Source organism: Coxiella endosymbiont of Amblyomma nuttalli (assembly GCF_018107685.1).
Taxonomy (GTDB): Bacteria; Pseudomonadota; Gammaproteobacteria; order Coxiellales; family Coxiellaceae; genus Coxiella.
Window position 1 is genome coordinate 667,717 of sequence record NZ_CP064834.1, and the last position, 13,139, is coordinate 680,855.

Genomic DNA, 13,139 nt, shown 5'->3' on the forward strand with positions numbered 1-13,139 from the left:
AGTATCGTATATGAAAAAACGTAATTAACAGGCAATGAAAATTAAATCTATAAACTGTATAGATCCTGTCGTTACTGTTACATGGATATTCCTGAGATTTATAAGGATTTGTATCTCACAAACTTGAAGAATCGTTATAATTACGCCATACTACAATAGTTAGAGATCATCTTAAGGCAAGTAAATTCAGAAGTTGATTATGAATATTTCTGCTATTCAACGTAGAGCATGCGTTAATGAATAATACAAATACGAACGAGAGCGAGTTAGCTAAATTTTCTCATCTAGCCGACGATTGGTGGAATCCAGATGGTGATATGAAACCTCTACACCAAATGAATCCTATTCGACTAGCATATATCCGCCAACAAATATCTTTAACTAATAAAGCTGTGTTGGATGTAGGTTGTGGGGGGGGGTTGTTGAGCGAGATTTTAGCTACGGGCGGAGCTAAAGTAACAGGCGTAGATATGAATAAAACGTTAATCGCTGTTGCAAAAAATCACGCTAAACAACAGCAATTAAAAATTGATTATTATTGTGAAGATGTCGAATCCGTAGCAGAAACAGGACAGCGTTTTGACATAGTTACCTGTATGGAATTACTTGAACACGTTCCTGATCCTTTAAGGATGATACAAACTTGTTCAACCCTTACTAAGTCTGGAGGAAAACTTTTCTTCTCCACTATTAATCGTAATGTCAAGTCCTATTTATTTGCGATCGTTGGTGCAGAGTATATAATGCACTGGTTACCTAAAGGTACACATAGCTATGCGCAATTTATTCGTCCATCGGAGCTAACCTATTGGGCGCAGACTGCTCAGTTGCGATTAGTAGATCTTACTGGTATTCAATACCACCCATTTAAAAACGAATTCAATTTAAGCCGCGATGTTTCAGTTAATTACCTTGCCTATTTTACAAAGCTATGTGATCAAACATCTTAGTCACTACTATCTTCTGATTTAGCAGAACACTCTAATTTAGATATCACATTTAGATATCACACTGGTTTAGTAGACTTCCCTAGCTCTCTCATTTTCGTAATTGTATCACATCTCCCGAGTTTTGTCATCTTTCATTATCATACCATCTACCAATTATTATCATCATTACTAACCATCCAACGACTTGTCTGATGAATAAAGAATAGGTGGATATGAGAGAACGTTAATGTCGGAAATGTCTTTGATATGTGAATATCATCGCCATACCTGCTTGATCGACAGCTTTAATAATTTCCTTATCTCGCACAGAACAACCGGGTTGAATTACAGCGGTGATGCCCGCTTCTGCTGCTATTTTGATACCATCACTAAAGGAGAAAAAAGCATCTGAAGCCATTACGGCATTTTTTAACGATAAACCAGCATTCTCAGCTTTTATTACGGCAATTTTTGCAGCAAACACTCGACTGGTTTGACCACTTCCAATACCATAAGTGGCCTTATCTTTCGCATAAACAATCGCATTGGATTTGACGTATTTTACCACTTGCCATGCAAAATAGAGATCCTGTAATTCTTCTCTTGTTGGGTGGCGTTGGCTGACATCATGAATCATTGTGGGATCAAAGGTAGTAATATCGGTTTCCTGCGCAAGAAGTCCACCACTAATAGAATAAAAAGAATAACTGAGTTTTGTGTTTTCCAGTGATTTTCCGATTAATAGGCGTAAATTCGGTTTTGCTTTCAACAGTACTAGTGCTTCATTAGAAAAACTGGGTGCAATGATCACTTCGACAAATTGTCGTGATAGGATTTGTTCTGTGGTCTTTTTTTCAAGCAAAGTATTAAAAGCAATAACACCTCCAAAAGCAGAGAGAGGATCCGTAGCATAAGCTTTTTCATAAGCGGATAATTGCGTTTTAGCACAAGCAGCACCACAAATGGTGGCATGTTTAACGATAACACATGTAGGCATCATTTCAGTACCTTCATAAACAAAACGATAAGCACAATCGCTATCTAAAAAATTATTGAATGAGAGCGGTTTGCCTTGAATAAGCTCTGCTTCGGTTAGGCTAGAAGATACAGGCGGTATAATACTATAAAGAGCTGCTGATTGATGGGAATTTTCCCCATAGCGAAGACGAGTTTTCTTTTGAAAAGAAAGTGATAATTGAGATGGGAATAATTCGCTTTCGTTTTCCGAAAGATAAGCTGAAATCTGAGCATCATAACGAGAAAGATGTTCAAATGTTTTTTGCGCGAGCCGCTTACGAGTGGAAAGCAGAGTTGAACCTTCATTCATCTCCATTTCTTTTAAAATCAATGAATAATCATCGTGATCAATAATGACGGTCACTGCCGAAAAATTTTTTGCGCCAGCTCGTAACATACTATGTCCACCCACATCAATTTGTTTAATAGCTTGCTCAATTGAACAATAAGGCATTGCTATCATTTTATGAAAAGGATATAAATTAACAACCAGTAAGTCGATAACTTTAATTGCATGCTGATTAAGCGCTTCATTGTCAACATTTTGCCAAGCTAATAGACCCCCATATATTTTTGGATGTAACGTTTTCACACGTCCACCCATAATTTCAGGAAAGCCGGTATATTGCGCGGTATCAATAACCGAAATTTGATGTTCTCTAAGTAATTTCGCTGTACCGCTGGTCGCCATTATTTCAATACCACGCTTAACGAGCTGCGAAACAAACTCAATAAGGCCAGTTTTATCAGAAGTGCTAATTAATGCACGCTTAACCGGTAGTTTGACGTTAACGTTATCGGCGAGGTTCATAGATTTGATAGATAGCCAGTTTTTTTCGTAATGTACCTCTGTTAATCCCTAAAAGCTTAGCTGCTTTGCTTTGATTTCCATTAGTATGGCGTATTACTACTTTTAAAAGAGACAGTTCCATTTCAGCCAAGATCATATTATAAAGATTCGCAGGATCTTCACCGTCCAGCTGCGCAAAATAATTTTGTAGTGATTGTTGCACACTGGACGCAAAGAACTGACTAGTATTGATCGGTCTAACTTCAGGTTCTTGTACTAGCATATCGGCTCCATAGTTACAATTCCTTTAAGGCCTTACTACTCTTATACAGTTGCTTTATGAATAATGTAGTGTGGGAAAATCCTTTCTATCAAGTTCTAGCTACTCATTATAAACACCGAAATTTTTAAGCTCAAGAGGAAAACAGCGATAAATTGAGCAAAAATATTGATAAAATAAAGCTAAAAATAGAAGCAAATTAATCAATCGGTAGATGAATCTTGATATGTCTTACTACTGAGATTACAATGCCATATCCCTTTTGGAGATTTGGTGATGCATGAGAGAAAATCGCAACCCGTTTATCTTAAAGACTATCGCCCGCCTAATTTTTTAATTGATACCGTTCATCTTTATGTTGATCTTTTCGAAGAAGAAACGTACGTTAGAGCTGTTCTTAATGTTAGACGTAATCCAGCCTCGACTAGAATAGAAGCTCCGTTGACTCTCGATGGCGAAGATATAATATTAAAAAGTCTAGCTATCAATGGGTACGAACTACCACCATCAGATTACATGATTGATAGATTTTCATTAACTATTCCTATTGTCCCTAATCAATTCGTATTAGACACTAAAGTTGTGATTAAACCACAGGAAAATACGCAACTCAATGGACTTTATAAGTCACGTGGTAATTTTTGCACGCAATGTGAAGCGGAGGGCTTTCGACGAATCACGTATTTTCTAGATCGCCCTGATGTTATGGCAAAATATACTACTACTATTACAGCTGATAGAATTAAGTATCCTTACTTATTGTCAAACGGAAATTTAATTGAAACAAAAATATTAAACCACAAACGGCATCGTGCATGTTGGCAGGATCCTTCAAAAAAATCTTCTTACTTATTTGCTCTTGTGGCTGGTGATTTTGATGTCTTGAAAGATAATTTTATTACGTGTTCGGGTAGAAAAGTGGCATTACAACTTTATTTGGAAAAGGGATTCAAAGACCAGGGAATGTTCGCACTAACGGCATTGAAAAAATCCATGCGGTGGGATGAAGAGAAGTTCGGTCGTGAGTACGATCTTGATATTTACAATATGGTAGCGGTTAGCGATTTTAACATGGGAGCGATGGAAAATAAGGGGCTAAATATTTTCAATACCAAAAATATTTTGGCTAATGCAAAGACAGCGACTGATGATGATTATATTCGTATTGAAGAAGTTATTGGACATGAATATTTTCACAATTGGTCTGGCAATCGAGTAACTTGCCGTGACTGGTTCCAAATTACTTTAAAAGAAGGACTAACAATGTTTAGGGAGCAAGCTTTTAGTGAAGATGTTACTTCCAAAAGTGTATCGCGCATTAACGTTGTTAAGATTTTGCGTGATGTGCAATTCCTGGAAGATGCATCTTCAATGGCGCATTCTATTCGCCCACGTTCTTATATTGAAATCAATAATTTTTATACAGCTACAGTTTACAACAAAGGCGCTGAAGTTATCCGCATGCTCCAGACTTTATTAGGATCGGGAACTTTCCGTAAAGCAATGGACCTTTATTTTTCGCTTTATGATGGGCAGGCGGTAACAACGGAAGATTTTATTCAAGCGATGGAAGATGCTTCTGGTAAACATCTTGAACAATTTAAGCGGTGGTACGATCAGTCTGGGACTCCTGTACTTGAAATTAATAGCGAGTATCATGCAAAAGACAAAACATTGACCTTGATAGTGAAACAAACGTGTCTACCTACGCCAGATCAATCTAAAAAATTGCCGTTTCATCTTCCTTTGTCTCTAGGTTTTGTGGGGCCTGCATGTGGAGACATGCCTACACAGTTAGAAGGAGAAAACAAAGCAATGACAAGCACACGAGTGCTTGAAATTAAAAAGTCAGAAACTGTATTTCGATTTATCAATGTAAAACATAAACCAATTTTATCATTGCTGCGTCATTTTTCTGCACCCGTACAATTAAATTATCCTTATACCGACGAGGAATTATTATATTTGTTGCAATATGATATCGATCCTTTCGCCCGTTGGGAAGCAGAGCAACTCTTTGCAAAACGACTCATATTTAAATTGATGGATGATTATCATGAAAAAAAACCACTAAAAATGGACGATCGCTTCGTAAAAATCTTTCAGGAAATCATTGAATGGTCTCATAAAGATCCTTGGTACGCAGCGACTTTGCTTTTGTTACCTAGTGAATCTTATCTAATGCAGTGTATTAAAAAAATGGATATTGAGGCGCTTTTTACGTCTCGTCAATTTGTGAAAAAAGCATTAGCTACAGTGCTTGTCGATGACCTAAAAAGCATTTATAGAAGTCATCAATCAGTATGTTATAAATATCATTATACTGATGTAGGGAAACGCGCTTTAAAAAATCGTTGTCTGAATTATTTAACAGAAACTAACGATAAACTGTATTATCAGCTAGCCTATGAACAATTTAAAAATAGCGATAATATGACAGATACGATAGGTGCTTTTTCAGCGTTGATCAATCACGATTGTGAAGAACGTGATCAGATATTGAAGGAATTCTATCAAAAATGGAAAGAACAACCGCTCATTGTCAATAAATGGTTGTCTTTGCAAGCTTCATCGACCTTACCATCGACATTCGAGACAGTGAGAAAACTCACTCAACATCCTGCTTTTAATATTAAAAATCCTAATAATGTTTATTCTTTACTGGCTGTTTTTAGTGCTAACGTTATTCGTTTTCATGATACCAATGGGGAAGGTTATCGTTTAATTGCAGATTATGTTTTGAAGATCGACTCCATGAATCCACAAGTCGCAGCAAGAATTCTGCAACCATTGACGCGCTGGCAAATCATGGATGAAAAACACCAAACATTAATGAAAGCAGAAATCACTCGAATTTCCCAAGCACGGAGACTTTCGACAAATGTTTATGAAATTGTTACAAAAAGTTTGGCGACGTAGCTTTCAAGTTAAGTGCTGAGAAAGTAGCTTTATCATTTCACAAATGGTCCTGTTGAGATATAAAATTGATTCATCAATGAAATTCTGATTTGTTTTTGTTGTTTTGTTTTTGTTGTTTAGTATAATGGCCAGTAGTTATCCGTTCATTTGTAAGACTACCATCTTTCAATTAATCTCATATATCCCCACTAAAGAAACGATTAAACAATCTGTATGGATGGGGAAATTTTGTGTCGATACTACATGAGGATCAAAGAAAGTAATTCGATAATCAATGTTGGTTACATTTATTTAATTATTTCTAATAAGTTGATGATTTTAATGGTAATGAATAAGTCATAATCTAAAGTGTTAATATCGCTTGTACATGAAATAAATCCAGCGAGATTGATAATTTGGATATAATTTAATCAAAATTGCTTAATTCTCCAAAGTGTTAAAATAATGTAAAGGATAAGTTCATGTATTGCAAATGGAAATTAATCACTGTTCCATATTAGTTCTAGTTGTAGCTTGCTTGTTGCTACAACTAACGTCACAGTTAACGTATACATGCCGCCGAAGAATCGTAACGTGATGAGCATATGTAGTTTTTATGTATGAATATATGATCAGAGCACAATCAATTTCTATATTCACTTAACATGTAATCATGACTTTATAGCGAGATCATTATTTTATAAAAATACCGACCGTGATGTAAACCACTGATCATGTTTATTGAGCAATGTCGCTCCGTGCATTTACCTGGAAAGTCTAAATTTATTGTATGTGATTGTTTAATTTTTCAAATTCACAAATTAGATGGCACACTACCAATTGTTGAATTTTATTGTAGATTAATATGTCAGATCATATTTCAGACCATAGAGGTTTAAAGTAATGTGATAATATTGACAATATAATAAGTGAAAACATGCACTTGCCGAAAAATTACACAATCGGTTAAAAGCAAAATAGTAAAAATACAAAATTCCATTGCATTGGAAGCCTAATGTATACAACTAGAAATTCTGAATTTTAAGTGCACTTTTGAATAGAAAAATTTCACTAAACACAATTCTAATTTTGTGTAAGCATGTGGAGATATGTTTTCTATGAATTCTATGATAAAGACAACTGCTTAAAAATAAACAAGCTGTTGATATCATAATGAAGTTAACAAATGCAATAAAAGTGCGTATCAGTCAATCAATCCAGTATCAGTCATGTCGAGCATAGCAGCTATTTTACCGATATAGAAGCCGATTATCGTAAAATGGTAAGATATAATTAAGAGGATAGTATGCGTATCCATGTAATTTGTTTGAAAATTACTGCAAGACCGACTAACATCACAAAAATAGGATGAATTTATTTTCAATAGTATAGTGTTCTAGTTATTTCTCAATTGAATTTGCCATAATCCTTTTTGACATTGGGATTTGCTCGACGGGGTTTGAAATCCATAGAATCTTGATTGTATCGCTTAGTGATAAAGTATCTAACGTTAAATCGAGTATAAATATGAACAGAAAAATAATAATCCGCCAAAAAGTGATGTCTTGATGATATAGTTAGTTAATTCAATAAAACCACCATTTCTCAAAGATGTGGTGACGAAATTCCAAACATGTGATCGAAATTTCAAACGTGTGATAAGGGATATTCAAAAAGAAATCACCAATCAATCCTAATAGTGCACAACTAAATAACCCACAAGCTTATATACTAAGTCGAATCCTATATATCCATAGTCATAGATTTCATTTTACCATTCATAAATAACATTCTTAATTCTATTCAGATTCCTAAAAAAATTTAATGTACGAATATAGTATTGGAATCATTGAAACAATATCGTTGCATCAATATTCTCAACATAATAGCCGATCAAAAATCTCATGGTGTAAGTACCTATAATTCGCAGTACCGAGAACTTTCTCTTTAATACCCAAATTCACTAGAGAATTTTCCGTAGTAATCGGTAGTACAAGTGCACAAAGACAACTAAACTATAAACGTTGTAGGAAATTTATTTTTATATTTATTCCATAGGTTATTAGAGTTATTAGAAAAATGAGTCTAAGCGCTATTTACATAGCAGGCTAACTTATTTAAGAAGGAAAAGACAGTTTTTTGTGGCATTATTGATTTCGTCACGGCTGAGATAACTGATATATTTTCTGCTCCAGCAGTCAAAACAGCTTCTAATCGCTCTAAATTAATTCCTCCTATAGCTACTACGGGATAAGGGGAAATTTTGCACCAATATTGAAGCCAAGACAAACCTCTCGGTGAAAAAATCATAGGTTTAGAAGTCGTTTGATAAATGGGGCCGAAAGCGATATAAGATGGTTGAATCGCATGGACTCTAGCCAGTTCATAAAGCGAATGTGTGCTGATTCCTAATCGTAAGCCAGCTTTACGAATAGCTGAAACATCAGCTGTTTCTAAATCCTCCTGCCCTAAATGAACACCATAAGCACCTTCTTCAATTGCGAGTTGCCAATAATCATTAATGAATAATTTTGCTCGATATTCTTTGGCTAAACGAACACTCTCTATTATAGCGGCTCTCACCACGGATAATTGACCATTTTTAATGCGCAGCTGTATGGTATGAACACCCCAAGATAATAATTGTCGTACCCATTCAACAGTATCAACAATCGGATAAAAACCTAATCTGCCACAATGTAAAAAAGGCACTCGGGGAAAATGTATTTTTGGCATTACCCATGGAAAATCGATCACATTCTTTGGAAATCCGTTTCGCCCAAGTAGTATATTTGTATTAATTTTAAAATGATTCCGGATGCTCTGTTGAATGTACATTTTTGCTATTACTAACGCATCATTCAATGAATAGCCTAACGCAAGAGCACTACTAATGGCTGAACTTAATGCACAACCTGTGCCACGTACATTGATTCCATTCATTTTAGCATGTACTAACCAGAACTCTTCTTTGCCATTTGTGAAAAAATCACAAGCTTTTTGATAGTTTAGATGTCCACCTTTTAACAATACAGCATTCACACCGTATTTCAACAACTCATGAGCGGCCACTGATATTTCTTCTAATGAATTTATTTTTCTATTAATTAATATCTCAGCTTCAGGAATATTAGGGGTAAGCAAACTCAATCGTGGAAAAACCATTTTTATTAAGATATCAATAATCCCAGTCTGATTCAAAAAAACACCAGAAGTCGAATTAAAAACAGGGTCACAAATAACTGTTCCACTATAATTCTGTAAGTAAGCAGTAACGATTAAGATGGTGGCTTTGGTTCCGAGTAAACCTAATTTAATAACCGTTGGCGGTAGTGTTTTTAATGCTGCAATTTGAGACTGAATGGATTCAGAATCGCAATAACTAACTTTAAAGACAGTCTTTGCATTTTGCGCGGTAATGGTAGTTAAAACGGTTGCTACATGCACATCAAAATCTTGACAAGTCAAGATATCAGCTTGACACCCCGCACCCCCAGAACAGTCCGATCCACCAATAGACCATACGACCGGTTTTTTACTCATTTTCTTTTATCAAGAGAGGTTTTCCTAGTAGTGGTGTTGTTGCTTTTGCAACATTTCTAGGCCCAATCATTCCAGCTTTATAGGCTAAACGGCCTGCTTTAATAGCATGGGCAAATCCTTTGGCCATTGAAACAGGATCACAGGCTAACGCGACGGCAGAATTTAATAACACTGCATCAAACCCCATTTCCATGACTTTTGTCGCATGCGATGGTTTACCAATACCTGCATCGATAATCAATGAGATATCAGGAAATCTTTCTCGTAAGAGATATAATGCGTAAGGGTTAGCTAACCCGCGCCCGCTTCCGATAGGAGCAGCCCATGGCATTAAAACACGACAACCGGCATCTACCAGACGTTGACATAAAATCATATCTTCCGTACAATATGGTAATACCTCAAATCCCTCTTTAATCAGGATATCGGCAGCTCTGATAAGTTCAAACGGATTCGGTTGCAGAGTATATTCATCACCAATAATTTCTAATTTAATCCAACAGGTATTAAATAATTTTCGGGCCGCTTGTGCTGTCAGTACCGCTTCATTCACGGAATAGCATCCTGCTGTATTGGGTAACAGATAACAATTTAGCGATTGTAGTAACTGCCAAAAATAGTTCTTTTTTTGTGTGGATAACTGCCGGCGCAGTGATACAGTAATCACTTCAGTTTTTGATGCACTAATGGCCTCACACATGATTTTTGGAGAAGGATATTGCGCAGTGCCTAAAAGTAATCTTGAATCTAGTTGGATTTCACCAATAGTCCACATGATTAACCTCCGCACATAGCAGTAATCACTTCAATTCGGTCGCCCGATTGAACGATAATTTTTTCATAATTGGTGTTATTGATTATTGTTTCATTAATTGCCACCACAAAGGTACCGGTGAAATTTTTTTCAGATAATAATGCTTGTAACGTCATTTTTGATGTAATCATCTGTTGTTTCCCATTTAAAAAAACATCAATCATTTTCATTTTCATTTCACCTCTCCTTTTAGTTTTCGCATAACCTCACTAATTACAGCAGGTGCTAGCAAAAAACCATGACGATATAAACCGTTAATAGCTACTAAACCTGGCTCGCAATAAATACGCGGTAAATTGTCAGACAGTGCTGGACGTAAAGCCGTTACTGTTTCTAAAATTCTTGCCTCCGCAAATCCAGAATGAACGCTATAAGCTGCGGATAATAATTCTAAACATGTACGAACTGAAATAGGGGAATCATCTTCCGATTCAATCTCACTCGCACCGACAAGATAATTATGATTAGGACGTGGAACAATATAAACATTGTAGCGGGGATGCAGCAATCGAATGGGGTGATCTAAATTAACGTTCGGTGCGTATAGATAAATTAATTCTCCTCGTACCGGACGCAAATCATCAAATCGATCACCAGCTCCGATACCACGACAATCAAACACACAATCAAACGAATATTGTCTCTCTGCTGTAGACACGCGATAAGGTATTATTTTTTCTACAAACGTTCTTTCATACCACTGCACCTTTTTTAAATCTTTGACTAGTGCTTTTAAAAGTGCACGTGAATCCAAATGGGCTTCTTGTGGTAAGAAATACCCTTCTGCAAAATTTAATTCTGGCTCGAGTTGTTGAAGAATAGACCGGGACAATTGCTTAATATAAGCTACTTGTATTTTATGCTGTATTTGTTTCTTCCAACGTTCTTTTTCCATCTTATCATTGGAATGAACAATTACGATGCTGCCTCTCTGCTGAAAATAAACAGGCTGTGACAATAAAGATAACCATAACGGCCATTGTTTTAAAGCATATGTGCCTAGATCGAAAATAACTCGATTCGACATTTCACACTCGGCCAGTGGCGATAACATACCTGCGGCTGCATAGGCCGCGCTCTTCCGTCCGTCTTTCCCCCCCCTATCAAACAGGGTAATGTGCCAACCTGCGAGACCTAATTGCCAAGCTAACAGACGCCCTATTAATCCAGCGCCAACAATTCCCGCTCGCATGCTTATATTACATCCGTTCTTAAACGTTCTGTTTTTAATGAATCGCGAACATCTTGACTAATGTTGTAAGCACAGAACTTAGGACCACACAATGAACAAAAATGCGCGTGTTTTGCTGCTGCTTTCGGCAGCGTTTCATCATGAAAGGCGCATGCTGTTTCTGGATCCAAGGCTAAATTGAATTGATCTTCCCAGCGAAATTCAAATCGTGCGCATGATAATAAATCATCACGCAATCGTGCTACTGGATGTCCTTTAGCTAAATCTGCAGCATGCGCTGCAATTTTATAAGCGATCAAGGCCTCTTTAACGTCGTTTTTATTTGGTAATCCAAGATGCTCCTTAGGTGTGACGTAACATAAAAGTGCACAGCCTTGCCATGCAATCAACGCTGCACCAATACTACTGGCAATATGATCATAACCGGGGGCGATATCTGTGACTAGTGGACCTAGTGTATAGAAAGGTGCCTCCTGACAATAATTCATTTGTTTGACCATGTTTTCTTGAATAAGATGTAAAGGAATATGTCCTGGCCCTTCATTCATGACCTGTACATTATATTGCCAGGCAATACGATTTAATTCTCCCTGAGTTTTTAGTTCTGCAAATTGAGCTTCATCATTTGCATCAGCAATAGAACCTGGACGCAGTCCATCACCTAAAGAAAAGCTAATATCATAAGCACGCATAATTTCGCATATTTCTCTGAAATGTGTATAAAGAAAATTTTCTTGTCGATGTAACACGCACCATTTAGCTATGATAGAACCTCCACGAGAGACTATTCCGGTAACCCGCTTTTCAGTTAGAGGAATAAATTGTCGTAAAACACCTGCATGGATGGTGAAATAATCAACGCCTTGTTCTGCCTGAGAAATTAATACTTCTCTAAAAATATCCCAATTAAGTTGAGAAATATCTCCGTCTATTTTTTCTAACGCTTCGTAAAGAGGAACTGTACCAATAGGAACAGGTGAATGTCGCAGAATAAGTTCTCTTATTTTTTCGATGTGTTTTCCTGTCGATAAATCCATAACAGTATCAGCACCCCATTGTACTGCCCAAATTAATTTCTCTATCTCTCCTTCAATAGAAGAACTGATAGCTGAATTACCAATATTCGCATTTACCTTAACCAAAAAATTGCGTCCAATAATCATTGGCTCACACTCCACATGATTAATATTCGCAGGGAGAATGGCTCGCCCACACGCAATTTCTTCACGTACAAATTCAGGGGTGATTTGACAGGGTAGTTGTGTTCCGAACGAGATGCTTTGCAAACGTTGTTCGCGTTCCTGATTAAACGCAAAGCTTATTTCCTGTCGTTGATTTTCTCGAATAGCAACATATTCCATTTCCGGCGTAATAATACCCTGCTTTGCAAAAGCTAATTGCGTCATTGTTTGTCGGTTTTTAATCCAGGAAGCACGCAATGGAGGGAGTCCGTAAGGTACTTTTGTTATTATTGCAGGATCCGTATAAGCTCCTGATGTGTCATATAATGCTAATGAATCCCCATTTGTTAATTGAATTATACGCATACCCACTCGAACATCAGGAAAACGCTGACTATAACAATAAATTTTTTTCGATGCGGGATAAGAAATCATTGTATTCTCCTTCCAATACGTGCGGAAGGAATAAGTAATGCAACTGCACTTCTTTTCCTT

9 protein-coding genes are annotated in these 13,139 nt (G+C 36.6%); 2 read left to right on the top strand and 7 right to left on the bottom strand.

Annotated features, from left to right (window positions below; all coding sequences use genetic code 11):
• Window positions 1-236 precede the first annotated feature (236 nt).
• A complete protein-coding gene (gene ubiG, locus CEAn_RS02445; protein WP_211923640.1) occupies window positions 237-950 on the top strand; it encodes a bifunctional 2-polyprenyl-6-hydroxyphenol methylase/3-demethylubiquinol 3-O-methyltransferase UbiG in 714 nt (237 codons plus the stop codon).
• 223 nt (window positions 951-1,173) lie between these two features.
• Here ubiG and purH read toward each other — a convergent pair whose 3' ends face one another.
• Together purH and fis are read right to left on the bottom strand one after the other, a co-directional pair.
• Entirely contained in the window at window positions 1,174-2,757 is a 1,584-nt protein-coding gene (gene purH / locus CEAn_RS02450; RefSeq protein ID WP_211923641.1) for a bifunctional phosphoribosylaminoimidazolecarboxamide formyltransferase/IMP cyclohydrolase, read from the bottom strand.
• Window positions 2,741-3,019, bottom strand: coding sequence for a DNA-binding transcriptional regulator Fis (gene fis / locus CEAn_RS02455; protein WP_211923642.1), 279 nt, complete (start codon window positions 3,017-3,019; stop codon window positions 2,741-2,743). Before fis ends, purH begins: the two co-directional genes overlap by 17 nt.
• Before the next feature lie 273 nt (window positions 3,020-3,292).
• Between fis and pepN the strand changes: the two genes are divergently transcribed.
• On the top strand, window positions 3,293-5,935 hold the full coding sequence (gene pepN / locus CEAn_RS02460) for an aminopeptidase N (RefSeq protein ID WP_211923643.1): 2,643 nt from the start codon (window positions 3,293-3,295) through the stop codon (window positions 5,933-5,935).
• A gap of 2,064 nt (window positions 5,936-7,999) precedes the next feature.
• Here the strand turns inward: pepN and thiE are convergent.
• From thiE to thiC, 5 genes are read right to left on the bottom strand one after another with little or no spacing between them, the layout of a single operon-like run.
• A complete protein-coding gene (thiE, locus tag CEAn_RS02465) occupies window positions 8,000-9,457 on the bottom strand; it encodes a thiamine phosphate synthase (RefSeq protein ID WP_211923644.1) in 1,458 nt (485 codons plus the stop codon).
• Window positions 9,450-10,232, bottom strand: coding sequence for a thiazole synthase (locus tag CEAn_RS02470; protein ID WP_211923645.1), 783 nt, complete (start codon window positions 10,230-10,232; stop codon window positions 9,450-9,452). Before CEAn_RS02470 ends, thiE begins: the two co-directional genes overlap by 8 nt.
• A gap of 2 nt (window positions 10,233-10,234) precedes the next feature.
• Complete coding sequence (gene thiS / locus CEAn_RS02475) at window positions 10,235-10,447, bottom strand: sulfur carrier protein ThiS (protein ID WP_244670047.1); 213 nt, start codon at window positions 10,445-10,447, stop codon at window positions 10,235-10,237.
• Window positions 10,444-11,463: a glycine oxidase ThiO gene (thiO, locus tag CEAn_RS02480; protein WP_244670048.1), complete on the bottom strand. Its 1,020-nt coding sequence runs from the start codon at window positions 11,461-11,463 to the stop codon at window positions 10,444-10,446. The genes thiS and thiO overlap by 4 nt, the downstream gene beginning before the upstream one ends.
• Window positions 11,464-11,465: 2 nt before the next feature.
• Window positions 11,466-13,079, bottom strand: a complete 1,614-nt coding sequence (gene thiC, locus CEAn_RS02485) for a phosphomethylpyrimidine synthase ThiC (RefSeq protein ID WP_211923646.1) — start codon at window positions 13,077-13,079, stop codon at window positions 11,466-11,468.
• Window positions 13,080-13,139: the final 60 nt, after the last annotated feature.